This is a genomic window from Microlunatus phosphovorus NM-1, from assembly GCF_000270245.1.
In the GTDB taxonomy this organism is placed as follows: Bacteria; Actinomycetota; Actinomycetes; order Propionibacteriales; family Propionibacteriaceae; genus Microlunatus; species Microlunatus phosphovorus.
On the sequence record NC_015635.1, the window covers coordinates 477,471 to 497,951 of the forward strand.

General features: G+C 66.9%; 17 protein-coding genes. 13 read left to right on the forward strand and 4 right to left on the reverse strand.

Translation table 11 applies throughout. The features are described 5' to 3' along the window. Positions 1-48 precede the first annotated feature (48 nt). The 3 genes from MLP_RS02045 (at position 49) to MLP_RS02055 (ending at position 5,996) form a co-directional block, all read left to right on the forward strand. Complete coding sequence (locus MLP_RS02045; RefSeq protein WP_013861332.1) at positions 49-1,950, forward strand: alkyl/aryl-sulfatase; 1,902 nt, start codon at positions 49-51, stop codon at positions 1,948-1,950. Between the two features lie 11 nt (positions 1,951-1,961). Further along, positions 1,962-3,137 carry an AI-2E family transporter gene (locus tag MLP_RS02050; RefSeq protein ID WP_013861333.1) on the forward strand — a complete coding sequence of 392 codons (1,176 nt, stop codon included), beginning with the start codon at positions 1,962-1,964 and terminating at the stop codon, positions 3,135-3,137. Between the two features lie 294 nt (positions 3,138-3,431). Next, positions 3,432-5,996, forward strand: a complete 2,565-nt coding sequence (locus MLP_RS02055) for a LuxR C-terminal-related transcriptional regulator (RefSeq protein ID WP_013861335.1) — start codon at positions 3,432-3,434, stop codon at positions 5,994-5,996. 64 nt (positions 5,997-6,060) lie between these two features. Here the strand turns inward: MLP_RS02055 and MLP_RS02060 are convergent, their stop codons facing one another. Then, positions 6,061-6,942: a serine protein kinase RIO gene (locus MLP_RS02060; RefSeq protein ID WP_013861336.1), complete on the reverse strand. Its 882-nt coding sequence runs from the start codon at positions 6,940-6,942 to the stop codon at positions 6,061-6,063. A 307-nt stretch (positions 6,943-7,249) separates the two neighbouring features. Between MLP_RS02060 and pdhA the strand changes: the two genes are divergently transcribed. The 8 genes from pdhA (at position 7,250) to MLP_RS02095 (ending at position 14,114) form a co-directional block, all read left to right on the forward strand. Beyond that, complete coding sequence (gene pdhA / locus MLP_RS02065) at positions 7,250-8,374, forward strand: pyruvate dehydrogenase (acetyl-transferring) E1 component subunit alpha (protein WP_013861337.1); 1,125 nt, start codon at positions 7,250-7,252, stop codon at positions 8,372-8,374. After that, positions 8,374-9,366, forward strand: a complete 993-nt coding sequence (locus MLP_RS02070) for an alpha-ketoacid dehydrogenase subunit beta (RefSeq protein ID WP_013861338.1) — start codon at positions 8,374-8,376, stop codon at positions 9,364-9,366. Before pdhA ends, MLP_RS02070 begins: the two co-directional genes overlap by 1 nt. Positions 9,367-9,383: 17 nt before the next feature. Further along, entirely contained in the window at positions 9,384-10,820 is a 1,437-nt protein-coding gene (locus MLP_RS02075) for a dihydrolipoamide acetyltransferase family protein (protein WP_013861339.1), read from the forward strand. 184 nt (positions 10,821-11,004) lie between these two features. Continuing rightward, complete coding sequence (locus MLP_RS27795) at positions 11,005-11,175, forward strand: hypothetical protein (RefSeq protein WP_013861340.1); 171 nt, start codon at positions 11,005-11,007, stop codon at positions 11,173-11,175. A gap of 138 nt (positions 11,176-11,313) precedes the next feature. Beyond that, positions 11,314-12,300 carry a Gfo/Idh/MocA family protein gene (locus tag MLP_RS02080; RefSeq protein ID WP_013861341.1) on the forward strand — a complete coding sequence of 329 codons (987 nt, stop codon included), beginning with the start codon at positions 11,314-11,316 and terminating at the stop codon, positions 12,298-12,300. Then, positions 12,297-13,310, forward strand: coding sequence for a Gfo/Idh/MocA family protein (locus tag MLP_RS02085; RefSeq protein ID WP_013861342.1), 1,014 nt, complete (start codon positions 12,297-12,299; stop codon positions 13,308-13,310). Before MLP_RS02080 ends, MLP_RS02085 begins: the two co-directional genes overlap by 4 nt. A gap of 146 nt (positions 13,311-13,456) precedes the next feature. Next, positions 13,457-13,690 (forward strand): FitA-like ribbon-helix-helix domain-containing protein, encoded by a 234-nt coding sequence (locus MLP_RS02090; RefSeq protein ID WP_013861343.1) that lies wholly within the window; start codon positions 13,457-13,459, stop codon positions 13,688-13,690. Then, positions 13,683-14,114: a type II toxin-antitoxin system VapC family toxin gene (locus MLP_RS02095; RefSeq protein ID WP_041789618.1), complete on the forward strand. Its 432-nt coding sequence runs from the start codon at positions 13,683-13,685 to the stop codon at positions 14,112-14,114. The genes MLP_RS02090 and MLP_RS02095 overlap by 8 nt, the downstream gene beginning before the upstream one ends. Before the next feature lie 42 nt (positions 14,115-14,156). On the opposite strand, the gene MLP_RS02100 is transcribed toward MLP_RS02095, so the two are convergent. After that, a complete protein-coding gene (locus MLP_RS02100) occupies positions 14,157-14,843 on the reverse strand; it encodes a hypothetical protein (RefSeq protein ID WP_013861345.1) in 687 nt (228 codons plus the stop codon). A gap of 140 nt (positions 14,844-14,983) precedes the next feature. On the opposite strand from MLP_RS02100, the gene MLP_RS02105 reads away from it, so the two are divergent. Continuing rightward, positions 14,984-15,673, forward strand: coding sequence for a response regulator transcription factor (locus tag MLP_RS02105; protein WP_013861346.1), 690 nt, complete (start codon positions 14,984-14,986; stop codon positions 15,671-15,673). After that, positions 15,670-17,601, forward strand: coding sequence for a sensor histidine kinase (locus MLP_RS02110; protein ID WP_013861347.1), 1,932 nt, complete (start codon positions 15,670-15,672; stop codon positions 17,599-17,601). The genes MLP_RS02105 and MLP_RS02110 overlap by 4 nt, the downstream gene beginning before the upstream one ends. Before the next feature lie 95 nt (positions 17,602-17,696). Here the strand turns inward: MLP_RS02110 and MLP_RS02115 are convergent, their stop codons facing one another. Then, positions 17,697-19,586, reverse strand: coding sequence for an acyl-CoA dehydrogenase (locus tag MLP_RS02115; RefSeq protein ID WP_041789619.1), 1,890 nt, complete (start codon positions 19,584-19,586; stop codon positions 17,697-17,699). Between the two features lie 84 nt (positions 19,587-19,670). Continuing rightward, positions 19,671-20,345 carry a pentapeptide repeat-containing protein gene (locus MLP_RS27205; protein ID WP_013861349.1) on the reverse strand — a complete coding sequence of 225 codons (675 nt, stop codon included), beginning with the start codon at positions 20,343-20,345 and terminating at the stop codon, positions 19,671-19,673. Positions 20,346-20,481 lie beyond the last annotated feature (136 nt).

Below are 20,481 nucleotides of genomic sequence, written 5' to 3' on the forward strand. Positions count from 1 at the left end.
ACCCCCAGGATGAGGAAGCGTGCTGCGACGGACGACAGACTAAGGGCCATGGCCACTACACCGAAGCCCCCCGCCTCGTTCATCGTCGAACAGCAACATGCCTTGCGCGAGACGATGCCGTTCTCCGACACCCAAGACTTCGAGGACGCCGATCGGGGGTTCATCGACAAGCTCATGCCCGGGGCGGTTCACGCCGACGATGGCCGGGTGGTGTGGGACAGCGACACCTACGACTTCCTCGCCGGCGAGGCGCCGGACAGTGTCAACCCGAGCCTGTGGCGGCAGTCCACCCTGGCCGCCAAGCATGGTCTGTACGAGGTCGTCGAGGGGATCTATCAGGTCCGTGGCATCGACCTGTCGAACACCACCTTCGTCGAGGGCGACACCGGGGTGATCGTCATCGACCCGTTGCTGACCATGGAGACCGGCGCCGCCGCGCTTGCGCTCTATCGCAAGCACCGCGGTGACCGCCCGGTCACCGGCATGATCTACACCCATTCGCACGTCGACCACTTCGGCGGGGTCCGGGGCATGATCACCGACGAGGACGTCGCCTCCGGCCGGGTGCCGGTGCTGGCTCCGGAGGGGTTCGTCGAGCACGCCGTGGCCGAGAACATCTACGCCGGCGTCGCGATGGCGCGTCGGGCGGGCTACATGTACGGGGCCGCACTCGCCCGCGGACCGCAGGGACAGGTCGGTGCGGGGCTCGGGCAGACCACCTCGACCGGACTGGCCACCCTCATCCCACCGACCGTGGACATCGCCCGCACCGGCCAGGAAGAGGTCGTCGACGGCGTCCGGATCGTGTTCCAGATGGCTCCGGGCACCGAGGCGCCGGCCGAGATGCACTTCTACTTCCCCGACTACAAGGCACTGTGCCTGGCGGAGAACGCCACCCACACCCTGCACAACATCTTGACCCTCCGCGGTGCGGTCGTCCGGGATCCGCATGCCTGGTCGAACTACTTGACCGAGGCCATCGGCCTCTTCGGCGGCGAGGCCGAGGTCGCGTTTGCCTCACACCACTGGCCGACCTGGGGCGCCGACCGAGTGGTTGAGTTCCTGGCGGTGCAGCGCGATCTCTACGGCTACATCCACGATCAAACCCTGCGGATGCTCAACAAGGGCATGGTCGGCCCCGAGATCGCGGAGGCGATCCAGCTGCCGCCGGCCCTGGAGCAGGCGTGGAGCACGCACGGCTACTACGGGTCGGTCAGCCACAACGTGAAGGCGATCTATCAGCGCTACATGGGCTGGTTCGACGGCAACCCCGCTCATCTGTGGCAGCATCCACCGGTCGAGGCGGCGCGCCGCTACGTCGAGTTCATGGGCGGTGCCGACGCCGTCGTAGAAAGGGCCCGGGCGTCGTACGAGGCGGGCGATCTGCGCTGGGTGGCCGAGGTGGTCAATCACGTGGTGTTCGCCGACCCCTCGCACGCCGCGGCCCGGGCGCTGCTCGCCGACACCTATGAGCAGCTGGGCTACGGCGCGGAGAACGGGACCTGGCGGAACTTCTATCTGTCCGGCGCCACGGAACTGCGGGACGGCTCGTTCGGTACGCCGGTCGCCTCGTCGTCGCCGGATATGGTCGCCCAACTCAGCCCTCCGATGCTGCTGGATGCGCTGGCCACCCAGGTCGACGGCCCCCGCGCCTGGGATGAGCAGCTGACCTTCGACATCGAGCTGACCGATGCCCCGGAGCGTTATCGGGTCGCGCTCCGGAACGGTGTCCTCACCTACACGACTGCCGACCAGTCTGACGCTGCCGACTTGATCATCACCGCCTCCCGGGCCGCGCTGCCGACCCTGGCGCTGGGCGCGGTGACACCGGAGGTGCTGGCTGAAGCCGGCATCCAGCTCAGCGGTGACGCCTCGGTGCTGCAGCGGCTGACGGCGGTGCTGGACGCTCCCGACCCGGACTTCGCCATCGTCACAGCCGAGAAGGAATAGCCGGCAAGGAAGTGACCGAGCCGCCAGAGTCGTCGATCCCGGAGGGCCCACCGTCGGTAGTAGGCCCGGGAGCGCGCGCCGACTACGCGCAGCGGCATCCGACACGTGCTCTGGTCCTGCGACGGATCCAGCGCTGGGGAAGGACCAGCTGGGCTCTGGTCGGGATCGCCACGTTCGCGTTCATCGGATATTCGTTCGCATCGGCGCTGAGCGGGTTGGTGATCCCGTCGCTGTTCGCCGTGTTCGCCGGCACCTGTCTGGTGCCGGTGCTCGACGGGCTCGAAGCACGGCGAGTCCCACGGCGGCTCGGGGCTCTGGTGCTGATCGTGGCCTTGGGCGGCATCCTCGTGGCCGGCGCCGTCGTGCTGCTGCGTGGACTGGCTGCGGAGGGTGAGGCGATCCGTGCCACGGTCATCCGTGGCGTGACCACCGCAGCTGTCTGGTTGGACCGTGGTGACGAGGCCTCGAGTGCTGCCTGGGTCGATGCCGTGATCGGCAGCGCCTCGCCGCTGCTGACGGGTGCCGCGAGCTGGGCGACGGCGTTCGTGTCGACGACGATGACGCTGGCGGTCGGCGCCTTCCTGGCCGTCTTCATGCTCTACTACGTGCTCGTCGAGTGGGATCCGTTGCGGAGCTGGTGTGCCGGTCATCTGGGAGTGGCGCCCGAGCTGGGTTCGCAGATCCTCGATGACGCGACGACCGTGGTGCGCCGCGCGATCGGTGTACTGACCATTCTCGGGGCCACGGACGCGGCGCTGATAGCGGTGACCATGCTGCTGCTCGATCTGCCGTTCGTGCTCGGCGTTGCCGTGGTGTTCTTCCTCGGCTGCTACGTGCCCTATCTGGGGAGCTTGATCGCCGGACTGTTCGCGGTGCTGATCGCCCTCGGCGGTGGTGGGCCGACCGATGCCGCGATCATGTTCGTGGTGATTCTGCTGGTCGAGGTGGTCATTCGCACTCTGGTCGGCAATGTGGTGGCCAGCGGACGGCTTGCGCTACGGCCGCTGCCGAGCATCGCGTCGAGCGTGTTCGGCGTCGCTGTCGCCGGCCTGCTAGGTGCCGTGTTGTCTGCACCGGCTCTCGCCTTGGGCATTGCGATCTCACGCCGGGTCCGGGCTGCGCGTGCCACCTTGACCGAGGCCGGCCGAGACTCCGGCGGAGAGCTGCCGCAGGCCGACCAGCCGTAGCCCGAGGAGTTCACAACGAGCGATGACGCCGAACAGCTCACCGCTGTCCTCGATGAGGCGAACGAACACCGTCTCGTCCGCCTCGCACGAGCTCATCTGCGGTTCGAAGCTCGCCAGCAGGTCGTGGCTCAGTTGGCCACTGATCCTGAACTCATACGTGTCAGGCACGTGGTCACCTCCCGGCGGTGGATCTGTCTTCGGATAGCGTCATGCCCAACTGGCACCATGTCGTCATCCCGGTCGGGTGAGATGTGGTCTTCGAGGACACCGGCTGGTCGAGACAGAGGGAACCGGGTGGCAGCAGATTCGGCGCGATCAGACGATGCCGCCCGCCAGGTGTCGGCACCGGTCGTACGGAACATCGTGCGACGGACGCGCTTGTTCGCTGCCTTGGATCGGGTGCAGACGACGCCTGGTCTGCTGGTGTGTGGACCGGCGGGCTACGGCAAGTCGCTGCTGGTGGCGTCGTGGTGGCGCGAGCGCGCGTTCCCGTACGCGGCCTGGGTGAACCTCTCTTTCACCCGATCCAGCCCCGGTCAGACCTGGGCTGCTCTGGTTTCGGCGATCCGGACGACGGTCGCCGTCCCGGATGCCGAGCTGGACTCCTTGGAGGCGCTCGCCTTCACGGCCCCGCAGGATCTGCCCGCCAGGCTGGGCAGCTGGCTCACGCAGCAGGACCATGACACCTATCTGGTGGTGGACGAGCTGCACACGGTCACCGGGATCGGGGTGCATGAGCAGTTGGTCGAGTTGATCGCCGCTGCCGCCGCCCGCTTACGGCTGGTGGCGATCACTCGTCACGATCCACTCTGGCCGCTGCACCGGATGAGGCTGGATGGGCTGCTGTGTGACCTCCGCGCCGAGGATCTCGCCTTCGACGACGTTGAGGCGGCGGAGCTGTTCAGTTCCCTCGGGCTTGCGGTGAGCGCCGAGCGGATCCACCAGGTGGTGGTCACCACGCAAGGGTGGGCAGCCGGGCTCCGGCTGGCTGCGATCGGCGCCACGGCAACGGATGACCCGGACGCGTACCTGGCAACCATCTCCGGTCGCAACCGATATATCGCCGACTATCTGCTGCGGGAGGTCTTCGAGCGGCTCGGCGCCGAGTGGCAGGACTTCCTCGGTCGGATCGGCGTCGTCGATGAGATCTCTCCAGAGTTGGCTATCGCCCTCGGCTGCGGTGCCGACAGCGGGGCTCGACTCGCCGAGCTGGCCAGACGCAACGCGTTCACCCACCAGATCGGCGACCGTCTCGGTTGGTATCGGCTGCATCCGTTGCTGCTCGACTTTCTCCGTTCTCGAGCCACCGACGAGTCCCAACGGCGGACGTTGCATGGTCGGGCCGCCCGATGGTTCGAGGAGCAGGGTGAGCCCCGGCTGGCGATCGTCCACGCCTTGGCCGCTCAGGACTGGGAGCTTGCGGCTGACCTGGCGGGAACTCACGTGGTGAGCTGGACCGTTCGGCGCCCTCCTGGCGAGTTCAAGACGCTGCTCGCGCAGGTGCCGCGGGAGGAGATCCTCACCCACGCCGGACTGTCCGTCGGGTTGGCGGCAGCACTCGTCATGCGCGGTGAGCTCGCGGACATCGACGAACTCCTCGAGGCCGCGCGGGCCAGGTTCGGCGGGCTCACCAAGGTGCAGCGGCGCCGTTGTGAGTTCCTGCTCGAGCTCATCACACTCGGCAAGTCGCGTTGGACGGGAGACCTCGAGGCCTTGCTGGCCAGCTGTCGCCGGATACCACGGGAGCCGGGCTTCCTCGCCGCCCTGGGTCTGGTCGATTGGCTGGCCGTCCCGACCTTGTTGATCAACAACGAGGGAACCGCCGAGCTGTGGACCGGTGACTACGCCGGCGCCCTGGAACACCTCACCGATGCCTCTCGGACGGGCCCGCTTCGCGTGGTCGCGCTGCCGACCCTCAACGCCCAGGCGCATCTGGCGTACCTGCACTGGTTGCGTGGCGAGCTGAACGAGGCCGACACGATCGGCCGATTGGCGCTGGACGGCTTCGTCAGGATGGGAGTCTCCCAAGCCATCCAGGCCAGGAGCGCCTATCTGGCCCTTGCGGGGGTCGCCATCGACCGCGACGATCCTGACTCCGCCGAGACGTGGCTCAAGATCGCCCGCCGATCGGCGGGTGAGCCGCACACCGAGTTCCCTGCCGACCTGCTGGCCTCCCGCGTGGCGGCAGCCAGAGGTGACATCTTCCAGGCGGTCGCCACGATCCGGGACGCCCGCCAGCGGAACTGTGCGGCCCGACTGCCGACCGTGCTGGTCGCTCAGTCGCAACTCCTGGAGGCCGAGTTGCTCAGCCAAGCGGGCAATCATCAGACTGCCAGGGAGGTCGCCGCTGCGATCACCGTACCGATCAGCACACTGCTCCCGGGTGGGGACACGGTCCGGGCACGGGTGGACAAGCATCTCGCGGCAGCTCGGCGTGCCCTTTCGAACGACTCGACCGAGGCTGCGCTGGAGGAACTGGAGGAGGCGCTGGTCGTGGCTGCCCCCCAGCTGCTCAGGCAGCCCTTCCTGGCTCGTCGGTCCATGGTTGCGGGGCTCCTCGGCACTCGGCTGGAACTGGGCACCCGCGAGCCGAGCTTTGCCGCCGATCTCCTCGACCGGACGGCCGAACAGGGCCCGCGAGCCAGCATGAAGCCCAATGCCATCTTCGTGCCGCTGACGGCCCGCGAGCTGAACATCCTGCGCTACCTGGCGACGACGATGACTGGCCAGGAGATCGCCCAGACGCTCTATGTCTCGATCAACACCGTCAAGACCCATCAGCGGTCGATCCATCGCAAGCTCGGCGCCAACGATGGCCGCGAGGCCGTGGCTCGAGCTCGGGCCCTCGGCCTGCTGTAACGGCTGGGATCGTTTGCCGGCCGGCGCGTCAGGTGCGTCGGGCGAACGCAGTGCCGAGATCCGACTACCAGGCGTACGCGGCGACCTCTCCCAACAGCGCCTCGCTGTCGACCTCCAGACCGCGCGAGGTGAACCAGGTCGCGATGTTGCGGCAGTCGCGGGCCAAGAAGTCCATGCCCTGAGGATTGCCGATGAGGTCGACGGCTTGCGGCAGATCGATGATCACCACCCGGTCCCCGGTGGCCAGCACGTTGAACGCGGACAGGTCGCCGTGAGCCAGTCTCATTGAGGCCATCGTGCACATGGCGGCCCGTAGCTGATCGAAGTAGACCTCGAGCAGGTTGCGCGACGGTCGGCATTGGGCCAGCCGAGGCGCGCCCGCTCCTTCGGCGTCGGTGATGAACTCCATCAAGATCTCGGTCCCGTCCAACTGCACGGGATAGGGCACCGGCAGTCCGGCCGACCAGAGATCACACAGGTAGGAGAACTCGGCCTGCGCCCAGTGACCGGCCTCGACCTGACGGCCCCAGTGGCTGCCTTTGGCGACGGCTCGCCGGTCACGGCTGTTGCGGATCTTGCGGCCCTCGGTGTAGCCGCTGTCGCGGTGGAACAGCCGATGGTCGGTCGACCGATAACGCTTGGCGGCCATGATCACCGATTGGTCGTCGGTGGCCCGTTCGACCAGCGCGACATCGGCTTCCTTGCCGGTCTTGAGGATGCCGAGCTCGGTGTCGATGGCCGCATCGGCGGTGATCACCCAATCGGGCCACGGTTCGGGTCCCGCGGAGATGCCGATGGCATCCCAGGTCGACCAGCGCTGCCCCGCTGGCAGTTCGTCAGCGACGGGTACGAAGGGGACGGGTGGCGGGGTGAAACTAGCGGCGGTGGGTGGCGGGGTGAAACTAGCGGCGACGTCGTCCGACGTCGAAGGAAAGAGTGCAGACATGAGTGGTGATGACTCCCAAGGAGAGGGTGGACGAGGGCGCGTGGCACGCCCGGACAGTGGTGGACACCTCAACGCCTCCTCTGCTCCCTGGGGGTCGGCTCATCCGACCAGGTGAATCACAACTGTGCAGAAACACAACTAGGACATGCAAGTTGTTTTCCGTTCACCACAAGGGTGGCGGTACGTTGAACTCACTTCGCTCGGCATGACTCCACAAAGGCGGCGATCCCGCGAATGGAGGCGGCGGCGCCGACCGCCAGACATGGGTGGACGCAACTCCTGCGTCCCACGATGAGAGGACGGATGCGTGGGCAATGAGGACCCCGAACTCGTTCAGCTGCTGACTCCTGAGGGGGTCCGGGTCGATCATCCGGACTATGCCTTCACCGGAGACGACGAGCAGATCAAGGGTTTCTACCGCGACATGGTGATGACCCGCAGACTGGACGCGGAGGCGACCGCACTGCAACGGCAAGGCGAGCTCGGTCTGTGGGCTTCCTGTCTGGGGCAGGAAGGCGCTCAGATCGGCTCCGGACGTGCGATGAACGGCCAGGACTACGTGTTCCCGACCTACCGGGAACATGGTGTGGCCTGGACACTGGGCGTCGACCCGTTGAAGCTGCTCGGTCTGTTCCGTGGTGTCGACCTGGGTGGCTGGGACTCCCTGGCGACCCGCTTCCATCTCTACACGATCGTGATCGGCGCGCAGGCGTTGCATGCGACCGGATATGCGATGGGCATCGAACGCGATGGCCAGGTCGGCACCGGAGATCCCGATCGCGATGCTGCAGTGATCGGCTATTTCGGCGATGGTGCGACCAGCCAGGGCGACGTCAACGAGGCGTTCATCTTCGCCTCCTCCTACAACGCGCCGATCGTGTTCTTCTGTCAGAACAACCAGTGGGCCATTTCCGAGCCGATCGAGCGGCAATCCCGCATTCCGCTCTATCGCCGAGCGTCGGGATTCGGCTTTCCGGGGGTGCGGGTCGACGGCAATGACGTGCTCGCCGTGCACGCGGTCACCAGTCGGGCGTTGGAGCGAGCCCGGTCCGGCAACGGCCCGACCTTCATCGAGGCCTACACCTATCGGATGGGTGCCCACACAACCTCCGATGATCCGTCGAAGTATCGGCTCGCCGATGAGCTGGAGCACTGGCGGCTGAAGGATCCGATCGCTCGGGTCCGCGCCCACCTGACCCGTACTGGCGCCGCCGACGATGCTTTCTTCGCCGACGTGGAGGCCGAAGCCGACGAGTTGGCCAAGCGGATCCGTACCGGCTTGTTGACGCTGCCGGACCCGGATCTGGTGCAGCTGTTCGACAACGTGTATGTCGAGCAGACCCCGTACGTGGCCGAGCAGCAGCGCTGGTATGCCGACTACCTGGCGAGCTTCGAGAACAGTGACGACGATGTCGCGACGGGGAGGCAGTGATGGCGGCCGAGGGCAAGACCAGCAAGATCACCCTGGCCAGGGCGCTCAACGCTGGGCTGCGGCGGGCGCTGGAGGCCGATCCGAAGGTGTTGCTGGCCGGCGAGGACATCGGCAAGCTGGGCGGGGTCTTCCGGGTGACCGAAGGGCTGCAGAAGGATTTCGGGGAGCATCGGGTCATCGACTCGCCATTGGCCGAGTCCGGCATCATCGGCACCGCGGTCGGTCTGGCGCTGCGCGGCTATCGGCCAGTGTGTGAGATCCAGTTCGACGGTTTCGTCTATCCGGCCTTCGACCAGATCGTCAGTCAGGTCGCGAAGATGCACAATCGGTCGGCCGGTCGGCTGAAGATGCCGATAGTGATCCGCATTCCGTCCGGCGGTGGAATCGGCGCGGTCGAGCATCACAGCGAGTCGCCGGAGACCTATTTCGCACATACCCCCGGGCTCAAAGTGGTGATCTGCTCGAATCCGGTGGATGCGTACTGGATGATTCAGCAGGCCATTGCCTCCGACGATCCAGTGATCTTCTTCGAGCCCAAGCGTCGCTATCACGAGAAGGCGGAACTGGACGTTTCCATCCCGCCGATCCCTTTGCACAGTGCGCGAGTCGTCCGGTCGGGCGAGGATGCCACGCTGCTCTGCTGGGGCCCGATGGTGAAGACCTGTCTCGATGCCGCCGGGGCTGCGGCGAGCGAGGGACGCTCGCTCGAGGTGATCGACCTGCGCACGCTGTCGCCGATCGACACCGCCACGATCGTCGCGTCGGTACGCAAGACCGGACATGCCGTGGTCGTGCACGAGGCGCCGGTCAACCTCGGGCTGGGAGCCGAGGTCGCGGCTCGGGTCACCGAGCAGTGCTTCTATTCGTTGGAGGCGCCGGTGCTGCGGGTCGGCGGGTTCGACATCCCGTATCCACCGAGCAGGGTCGAGGAAGACTATCTGCCAGATCTGGACCGGGTGCTCGACGCCGTCGACCGGTCCCTGGCTTACTGAGGCTCGGAGGGAGAGGCATGGCGATCAAGGAGTTCCGGCTGCCCGATCCGGGCGAAGGGCTGGTCGAGGCCGACATCGTCACCTGGCGGGTCGCCGTCGGTGACCAGGTCAAGATCAACGACATCCTGGTGGAGATCGAGACCAGCAAGTCGCTGGTCGAGCTGCCGAGTCCGTACGAGGGCACAGTCACCGGTCTGCTGGTGAGCGAAGGCGACACGGTCGACGTCGGCGTACCGATCATCGCCATCGACGACGGCGTGGCGGCGCCCAGCGCTCCGGCTGCTCCGGCGGAGGCAGCGGATGGTGACCGGGTCGCGAACCTGGTCGGCTACGGGCCGAAGCAGACCGACAGCAGGCGCCGACCGCGCAAGGGTGCTGCCGGTGGCCCGGAAGCCGAGACACACGAGCAGGTCAACAGCACGTTCGCAGTCAGCGCGCCGGTCTCCAGGCGTGCGGATGAGCGGGAGCCGCTGCAGTCGACGGCCGCGCAGTCGCACGGTGGTCCGCTGCCGCAGCCAGGTCCGGCTGCCGCCGAGACGTCTCCGCCGTCGACCGGTCCGGTGCTCGCCAAACCGCCGGTACGCAAGCTGGCCCGCGACCTGGGCATCGATCTGGCCGCCGTCGCCGGAACCGGTTCGGGCGGCGTGATCACTCGCGCCGACGTCGAGGCGGCGGCTGCTGCTCCGGCCGCCGAGGTCGTTGCTGGGCCATCGTTCGCGGCACCGCCGGTCTCCGCGGCCGCCGAGGACCAGCGGATTCCGATCAAGGGTGTCCGCAAGGCGATGGCGGCCGCGATGGTGCAGTCGGCGTTCACCGCACCGCATGTCACGGTCTGGGTGGAGACCGATGTCACCGCCACCATGGACCTGGTGCAGGCCATCCGGGCCCGTCGTGACTTCGCCGAGGTCAAGGTCTCGCCGCTGCTGATCGTCGCCAAGGCGGTGCTGATCGCGCTGAAGCGCAATCCCGCGCTCAACTCATCGTGGGACGAGGTTGCCCAGGAGATTGTCCTCAAGGCCGGGGTGAACCTGGGGATCGCCGCCGCCACGCCGCGCGGGCTGATCGTGCCCAACATCAAGAACGCCGATCGGCTGAGCTTGCTGGAGTTGGCGCAGGCGTTCGCGGCCTTGATCAGTTCGGCTCGATCTGGCAAGACCACGCCCGAGGAGATGGCCCGCGGCAGCTTCACGATCACCAACATCGGCGTGTTCGGGGTCGATGGTGGCCTGCCGATCCTCAACCCGGGCGAGGCCGGGATCCTGGCCGTCGGTCAGATCGTCCGCAAGCCGTGGGTGGTCGGTTCCGGCGACGACGAGCGGATCGAACCGCGTTGGGTGACCACGATCGGACTGTCCTTCGACCACCGCCTCGCCGATGGCCAGCAGGGCTCGACCTTCCTGGCCGACGTTGCGGCGATCCTGGCCGACCCAGGCATGGCACTGGTCTTGTCCTGAGCAGACCAGTTCGGCTGGTGGGTCGGACCAATCGTGCTGGTGGGCGTCGGAAACCCGTGATGAAGCACACCGTCGAAACTATTGCCAGATATCTGCAACGTTCTAGACTAGTTATCGACAGCCCAGTAGAAGTGGCTGTCAGGCAATGGCGCCTCCATACGACATCTCTATGGAGGAGATAAACATGATGGAATCGATCGCCACTCCGCCGTTCCAATCGGCGAAGTCGTTGTTCCGGGACGGCCGGACGCGGCGCACCAACTCCCGTCACGGCGTAAAGCCGGTACGCGGTCAGGTGGACGACAACACCAAGGCGCTGCGCGGCATGCTCCGCGTGCAGACCTTCACCTACTGATCAGAACTGAATCGGAGCTGACTGTTAGCTGACCGACGGCCCCGACTGGCCCCCTTGCGGGTGCCGGTCGGGGCCGCCTCATTGTTTGGACATTTGGACAAGAGTTAGCATGAGCCCTCGGACCTGAGGAGGGCGAGCGTGGTCGTACGTATCGGAGTCATCGGCACGGGCAACATGGGTGCCGATCACATCCGCAATCTGCAACGTTTCGTGGCCGGCGCTGCAGTCACGGTGGTCGCGGACTACGACCAAGCCACCGCTGAAGCGGTCGCCGCTGAGTCGGGAGCCCGAGTGGCCGAGAACGGGCACGCGCTGATCGCTGATCCCGATGTGGACGCGATCATCATCGCGTCGCACGACTCCACCCACTACGAGTACGCGATGTCGGCAATCGCCGCAGGCAAGCCGACTTTGTGCGAGAAGCCGCTGGCGCCGACGCTGGCCGAGTGCGAGGAGATCGTCGCCGCGGAGGCCGCGGCCGGCGGAAACTTGTTGTCGTTGGGTTTCATGCGGCGGTTCGATCCGGGACACACCGAGCTGAAGGCGGCGATCGATGCCGGTGTCATCGGCCCGGTGCTACGGATCACTGGGGCCAGCCGCAACGTGGTCAGCTATCCCGGCACGACCTCGGAGTCGATGATCACCAACTCGGTGATCCACGAGTTGGACTCGATCCCATGGCTGCTCGGCTCGCCCGTGGTGGAGGCCGCCTGGCTGGCGGGTCGGGCCAGCAGCAAGGTGCCGGCCGGGGTGGCCGATCCGTCGCTCACCCTGCTGCGGACCGCCGATGGGGTGCTCACCTCGGTCGACATGTATGCCAACGCCGAGTACGGCTATGACCTGCGCTGCGAGGTGCTCGGGGAGAAGGGAACCCTCTCACTCACTGATCCGGCGTTGGTTGCGGTCGACCTCGGCCTGAAGCGATCGACCAGCTATCCGTTGGACTGGCGGCCGCGATTCGCTGCCGCGTACCGGTTGGAACTCGGAGCCTGGGTGAGCGCGGTCGCTGCTGGCGCGCCAACGCCATTGGCTACTGCTGTCGATGGACTGGCCGCCAGCCGGGTCGCGGACGCGGTGCTCACTTCCATGCACGAGAGTGGTCGCTGGGTGACGGTGGCCCGATGAGCTTCCCGACCTCGTTGCCGCGGGCTCGGACCCTTGACCCGAAGGCTGCGCCGACGCTGCGCTGGGGCGTGCTCGGCACCGGCTGGATCGCCGACCGGTTCGTCGCCTCGCTGCGCAAGCACTCCAGTCAGCAGGTGGTCGCGGTGGGATCGCGTACCCAGTCCTCGGCCCAGGCCTTCGCCGACCGGCACGGGATCACGGCCGCGTACGGGTCGTACGAAGCGGTGGTGGGTGCTGCCGACGTCGACGTGGTCTACATCGCGACCCCGCACAATGCGCATCTGCCGAACGCGCTGCTGTCACTCGAGGCCGGCAAGCACACTCTGATCGAGAAGCCGCTCGGTACCACGGCGGTCGAGGCCCGGCAGATCGCCGCCGCAGCCGAAGAGGCCGGGGTGTTCTGCATGGAGGCGATGTGGACGGCATTCCTGCCCAAATACGACGTTCTGCGGCAGCTGCTGGCAGATAAGGCGCTCGGGGGACCGCTGAGCGTGGTTGCCGACTTCGGTGAGTGGTTCGCCGACGATCACCGGATCATGCGGCCGGAGTTGGCCGGCGGGCCGCTGCTCGACCTGGCGACCTATCTGGTCACCTTTGCGCTGGGAGCGCTCGGTCCGGTCACCGATGTGGCGGCGCGTGGCCAGTCGGCGCCGAGCGGGGTGCTCGGCCAGGTAGGCGCGCTGCTGACCCACACCGGCGGCACTCAGTCCGTGCTGCACACGACGTTGCGTGGCAACACCCCGACCACCGCCGTGATCGCCGGCACCGAAGCGTCGCTGGTGGTCGACGGACCGTTCTACCAACCCGGCGGCTTCACCTTGACCTCGGCGCTGGGCCTGGGTTCGCTGCGCTACGACGAGGAGCCGATCGCCCACGAGGGTCTGCACTTCCAGGCCGCCGAGGTCGCCCGCCGCATCACCGCCGGCGAGATGGGTTCCCCACTGCGCCCCCTGGCCGACTCGATAGCCACCCTCGACGTCCTGGACGCGATCGAGTCCGCCTGCCATTGAGGCGGCGCGCGTCGCTGACTTGGGTCTTTTCCATCGAAAAGGCGCAGTTACAGGTGAAACGGGCCGATTTGGGTGTAATTGCTCCTTCTCGATGGCCAAAGGTGCAGCCGGCCATGAATGCAAGCACTGGTGCTAGCATTCATCACATGACAGCAGTCCACATCCGCAATGTGCCCGAGGAGACGGTCGCGAGGCTCAAGCAGCGCGCTGCGGCTCGGGGACATTCGTTAGAAGCAGAGTTGCGGATCGTGCTCGATGAGGCGGCGCTTGCCCCTCTCGCCAGGAGGCGCCGCAAGATCAACTGGCCGACCTATCGCAGCGGCGTTGTAGAGCCCTTCGATCGCGCTGACTTCTACCCTGATGAGGACGCAGATGACTGACCGCGTTCTGCTGGACAGCAATGTCTTGATCGCAGCGATCGATTCGTCGAGGCAGGGGCATCTGCTGGCGCGGAGTCTGATCGAGTCGGATCCGCGTGCGCTCTCGGTGACGGGACAGAACCTGCGTGAGTTCCTTTCAGCCCTTACTCGTCCGACGTCTGCCAACGGCTATGGCGCTCCCGGTGATCGCGCGGTGGCTGATTGGGCCGAGATCACCAGCACGATGGAGTTCATGGATGAGACTCCCGGGTCGCGTCAGTTGCTCACGTCATTCGTGAGCGACGGCAAGGCCACCGGAAAGCAGGTCCACGATGCCAATCTGGTCGCGGTTGCCGTAGAGCATGGCGCGACGACCCTGATCACCGCGAACCGGTGTCACTTTGAGCGATTCGCGGAGTTCATTGAGGTCGAGGAACTGTTCTGATCTCTTGTGAGTGAGAGCGATGGTGCGACCTCGCACCAAATCTCACACGTTTCGTACGAGGCGGGCGGCGAGGAAGGCCATGCCGAGGGCGGTCATGCCCCAGGCGAAGAGGTCGAGGACTGGCAGGCCGACGATGACCGAGACCAGGTGCAGTGGTTGGGAGACGATCAAGGCGATCGCGACCACGGTCGGCACCAGCTTCCCCTTCAGGGTGGCGACGCCGAGGAGGGTGGTGCCGACGATGTGGCCGATGACGAAGATGAGCAGGGTGATCGGGCCTGGTCCGACGGTTTCGGTGGCTGCGCTCAGGGCCTCGACTTGGGACACGGTCATTCCGGCGGCGGGTGCCGCTGCCCACAGCATGTCGAAGAAGCCGAGCGTCACCATCGCCAGATAGCCGGGCAGCAGGAACCCGCCCGTCCACAGATACAGCCGTGGCGTCGGCCGACGGAGCAGGCCGAGGGCTGCGTACGCCCCGGGGATCAGGGTAAAGGTGGCGACGAAGCCGAGCCACAGCACGGCTTCCATGATGGCCGGGTTCGCCAGCGCCGTCGCCGCATCCGGCGGATACACCAGGCGGATGACAGCGACGCAGGCCGGCCCGATCGGCATCAGGATGGCGGTGAGCCATCGCAGGGCGGCTGGCCGTCCGACTCGGTCGGCCGGACCTGGGTCGACGCCGCCGGCTGAGGCCGTGGCGGTATGGGTGGTAAGTGGTGAGGTTGTCATGGTTCGAGTGTTCGATGAGACGGCCCCACCCCGCATGAGGTAAACCGCCTCCGGCTGCCCAAACCAGGCGGGAGGAATCCCACCCGAATCTGGGGTCTCGCCCCCAGGCGTCGGGTCGCGCACACCCTGATAATGACCGCATGGCCATCGGCGCAGGACCGATCCGGGTGCTCGTCGCCGACGACCATCCGATGGTCCGAGGCGGGCTGATCGCCCTGCTGGACACCTTGGAGGGTGTCCGGGTGATCGGCCAGGCCGGCACCGGTCGGGAGGCCGTCCGGCTGGCGGTCGCCCACCGTCCCGAGGTCGTGGTGATGGACCTGCGGATGCCTGATCTCGACGGCGTGGAGGCCACTCGGCAGATCCGTACTGCCGTACCTCAGGTCGCAGTGCTGGTCCTCACCATGTTCGACGAGGATGCGCTGGTCAGCCGAGCACTCGCGGCCGGGGCGCGCGGCTATCTGTTGAAGGGGGCTGAAGGTGCCGAGATCGAGCGAGCGCTGCGGGCCGTGGCCGCCGGTGAGGCGATCCTTGGCCGGCAGGTCGCCGAACGGGTGTTGGGTCGGGCGGGTGCTGAGCCAACCGCCAATCTGCCCGGTCTGACTCCGCGCGAGCACGAGGTGCTCGACCTGATCGCTCAAGGGCTGGGGAATGCCACCATCGCCGCGAAGCTGCATCTGGCACCCAAGACGGTCGGCAACCACATCTCCGCGATCTTCACCAAACTCGGTGTCGCGACCCGCGCCGAGGCGATCGTCCGAGCGCGGGATGCAGGTCTGGGCCGCGTCGAACCGTCGACGTTGCGGTCGAACGATGGTCCGCTGCGATGAGCGAGACACCCAGTCGCAGGACATCCAGTCACCGGGTCGCCCTGATCATTGCCGTGGTCGGTGGGCTGCTGCTGGTCTGCTGCCTCGGCTTGACCTGGCTGGCCTGGTCGGCCGGCGAGCCGCTGAACGCGTACGCGGTCACCAACCCATTCATCGGTGTCGGCTACCTGGTGCCGGCGGTGCTGATCGGCTGGCACCGGCCGCGCAATGCACTGGTGCTGGTGCTCGCCGTCGGGGCCATCGGGCATCTGCTCGCCGGGATCGGACTCGGCGGCTACATCTGGGGATCAGCGGTGGGCTGGCCGCCGTGGCTGGTGGGCACCTGCCTGCAACTCATGGGCATCGCGTGGAAGCTGGGACTCGGACCGCCGTTTGCCCTCCTGTTGCTGCTCTTTCCCGACGGTCGGCTGCCGTCGCCGCGCTGGTGGTGGCTGGTCTGGGCAACCCTCGGGGCGCTGCTCATCGGTGTGGTCGGCTGGTATGCCGCGCCCGACTCGTACGCCGTCAACACGGTCATCCAACTGGCCGATCTGACGGTCACGGTGGCCGCCGTCGTGTCGCTGGTGCAGCGCTACCGAGGCGGCACCGAGCAGGTGCGAGGGCAGATCCTCTGGCTGGTGCTGGCCGTCTTGGTGATCTTGGTCCTGAACATCCAGCGGGCCTTCACCGGACGAGGGCCCGAGCTCCTGTTGCTGAGTTTCGTCTGTATCCCGGTCGCCATCACCATCGCGATCCTGCGCTACCAGCTGCTCGACATCCGACTCGTGGTGTCACGGGCGGTCCTTTACGGAACGTTGATCGCGATCGTCCTGGCCGGCTATGTCGGTCTCGTCGCGCTGACCGCGGTGCTGTTGCCGGTCGATCTGTCCCGCTGGGGTCCGGTGGCCTCGGCCATCGTGGTGGCCCTGGCCCTCAACCCGGTCCGGGTCGGCTTGCAGCGGGTCGTCACCCGCGCGTTCTACGGGAGACGGGCCGAGCCGCAGGCCGCGGCCGTGCTCATCGGGGAGCGGCTCGGGGATGCCGACGACCTCACCGAGGTGTTGGAGACGGCGCGGGGGAGTCTCCGGTTCCCGGCCTTGACCATCCGTGATCTTGCCGGCGATGTCGTCGCCGAGACCGGTACGGCACCGGAGGTCGGCAGTCGCGAGCTGATCCCACTGACCAGCCGCGGCGAAGACCTCGGGTCGCTGGAAGTGAGCCTGCGCACCGGGGAGACCCGGCTGCATCCCAAGGACGCCGCCGCGATTGCCGTGTTGGCCGGGCCGCTGGCCTTGCTGCTGCGGGAACGGGCGTTGGCCGAGGCATTGCGCCGTTCGCGGGCTCAGGTGGTGCAGGCCAGGGAGAGCGAGCGCTCGCTGTTGCACCGAGACCTGCACGACGGGCTCGGGCCGACGCTGACCAATGCGGCGTTCCGGGCCGATGCCGCAGCCAACCGGCTCGAGAACGACCCGGCGGGTGCGGCGGCTCTGCTGAGCGAGACCAGGATCGGGATTCGCGAGGCCCTGGGCGACGTACGGCGGGTGGTCTACGGGCTGCGACCGCTGGCTCTGGAGGAGCTCGGCCTGCTTGGGGCCATCGAGGAGCAGGCGGCCAGGGCCGGCCGGCTGCCGGTGCAGGTCTCCGCGGATCCAGCGCTGGGATCGGTCGGTCCCGCGGTCGAGTTGGCGGCGTACCGCATTGTGTGCGAGGCGATCACCAACGCCCAACGCCACTCGACGGGCACCGAGGTCGGTGTCTGGCTGACGGTCGAGGACAGCCACCTGCTCGTGGTGGTCCAAGACGACGGCGCTCCGTCGGAGGGCTGGACGCCCGGCGTCGGGCTGCGGTCCGTGCTGGAACGCGCCGAGGAACTGGGGGGCCGTGCCGAGATCGTCGCCGGCGACGATGGCTGGCGGGTCAGCGCCTGGATTCCGTGCGAGTCCACATAATTATCCCCAGACCATGCAATTCCCTCTCTGGGAGACGGAATTGCATGGTCTGTGACGGACTGTTGGGCGAAGGGGAAGACCCGGGATCGCGTCTGTCAGAACGACTCTTCCGGCAGATCCATGATGGCCAGATCGGTGTGCTCGGCGATCTGTGCTTCGGCGGCCAGTCGGGGCAGCACGGTACGGGCGAACCAGCGGGCCGAGGCGACCTTGCCCTCGTAGAACGCCTTGTCCGCAGGGGGCAACTCGCCGTTCAGCCGCTCCAGTGCGACCTCGGCGCCGCGCAGCAGCAGCCAGGCGCAGATGACATCGCCCATCGCCATCAACAGCCGGGTGGTGTTGAGCCCGACCTTGTAGATGTTGCGGACATCGCCCTCAGGTGCCTTGGGATGCGCCGACTCCAACGTGTCGATCATGGTCGAGACGATCTCGCCGACGTGCTCCAAGCCTTGCTCCAGCAGATCCCGCTCCTCCTTCAGCTGCCCGTCCTCGTCGGAGGCACGCGAACCCACAGTGTCGGCCTGCGGTGAGAGCCAGGCGCCGATCTGCATCGACAGGTCGGTCAGCGCCTGACCCTGGTCCTTGACGATCTTGCGGAAGAACAGGTCCTGACCCTGGATCGCGGTGGTGCCCTCATACAGGGTGTCGATCTTGGCGTCGCGGACATATTGCTCCAGCGGATAGTCCTGCAGGAACCCGGAGCCGCCGAACGTCTGCAGCGACTCGGTGCCCAGCGTCACCCAGGACCGCTCCGAGCCGTAGCCCTTGACGATCGGCAGCAGCAGATCGTTCAGCCGCTCGGCCGCCTCATCGGTGCCGCCGGAAAGCCGGGCCGACCAGGTGCGGTCCTGCACGCTCGCGGTGTAGAGCACCAGCGCCCGCAGCCCTTCCGCGTACGCCTTCTGCGTCATCAATGAACGGCGGACATCGGGATGATGGGTGATGGTCACTCGCGGCGCGGTTCGGTCACCGCCCGCGGCCAGATCGGCGCCCTGGACGCGGGTCTTGGCGTACTCCAGAGCATTCAGATAGCCGGTGGACAGGGTAGCGATGGCCTTGGTGCCGACCAGCATCCGAGCGTGCTCGATCACCTGGAACATCTGCGCGATGCCGTTGTGCACCTCGCCCAGCAGCCAGCCCTTCGCCGGTGCGCCGTCGCCGAAGGTGAGCTCACAGGTGGTGGACACCTTGATGCCCATCTTCTTCTCCACATTGGTGGCATAGACCCCGTTGCGTTCCCCGGTCAACTCCCCGGTCTGCAGGTCGAAGTCGTACTTGGGCACGATGAACAGCGACAGTCCCTTCGTGCCGGGCCCGCCCACCCCCTCGACGCCGACCGGCCGGGCCAGCACCAGATGGATGATGTTCTCGGTCATGTCCTGCTCGCCCGAGGTGATGAACCGCTTGACGCCTTCGATGTGCCAGGAGCCGTCGGGTTGCGGGATGGCCCGGGTCACTCCGGCGCCGACGTCGGAGCCCGCCTCCGGCTCGGTGAGCACCATCGTCGCGCCCCACTGGCGCTCGACCATGATCTCGGCGATCCGCCTGTCGCGCTCGGTGCCGTTGTACCAGAGCACGGTCGCGAACTTCGGACCCGCGGAGTACATGAACAGCGCCGGGTTGGCGCCCAGGTTCAACTCGTTGGCCGCCCACTGCAAAGACGGAGGAGTGGGCTGTCCACCCAGCTCGGCCGGCAGCTCGAGGCTGTAGAAGCCGGCCTTCATCAGCTCCGCGAATGACTGCTTGAACGACTCGGGCAAGACGACGGACTTGGTCGCCGGGTCGTAAACCGGCGGATTGCGGTCCCCGTCGACGTAGGAGGCAGCGAGCTTCGTCGACGCCAGATGCTCGATCTCGGTCAGGATCGCCACCGCGGTCTCGTGGTCCATGTCCTCGTACGGACCCTGTCCCAGCACCTCGTCGCGGCCCAGGACCTCGAACAGGTTGAAGAAGATGTCGCGCAAATTCGACTTGTAGTGGCTCATCACGGACCTCCAGATGCCAAGTTACTCCCCAGTAACTTCCAGTATGCTACTGGTCGGTAACTTCCTCAAGCGATCGCCGCAAACTCAATGCTGGGCGACGTGGATGCCCAGATGGGCGGCGAGGGCGCCGGATAGGTCGTACAGCTGCTCCGGGGTGATCGTGCAGCCGGCCAGCCCAGCTAGTCCGGTCACCTCCCGCAATTCGGCGCTCCTCAGATCGACGGACCGGCAACTGGCCCGATCCAGGCCGAGTGAGCGGATCTGGCAGTCCTCGAAGCGCACCCGGGTGAGCTTTGCGCCCAGCAGATCGAGCTCGTCGATCACGCAACGCTGCATCAGCACGTCTGACCAGATGCTGCCGCGGCCGTTCAGATAGGAGATCTTGCTGTCGGAGACGACCAGCTGGTCGAGCGTCGCCTCGTACGCCTCCACCGCGCCCAGCCTCGATCGGGTCAACGTGTTGTGTCGCCACAGACTGCGCGGAGCTTTGAGATGGGCCGCCTCGATCTCGGTCAGCTCCGTCTCCACCAGGTGGGCACCGGTGAGATCGCTGCCGGTCAGGTCGACACCGGTGAAGCCGCACTCGGAGAACGTGGAGTGGCGAAGGTCCAGATCGGTCAGCTCGACCTGCTCGTAGCTCACCGTGGCATGACTGTCGCCGTCCAACAGTCGTTCGCCGTCCCATGGCGTTCGTGCGACCTGCTTCCGGGTCGCGATCTTCGGTGGGACCGGCTGAACCGGCTCGAGGGGGTTCGGCACCCGACCGAGGGTAGACGTTCGATGTGGCCGCGGCGGATCCCGACTCCGCACCAGCTGCATCAACTCCGCACCATTTCGTGCCTGCCCGATTCCGACTCCGCACCAACTGCTGCAACTGCGCACCACGCGTACCCGG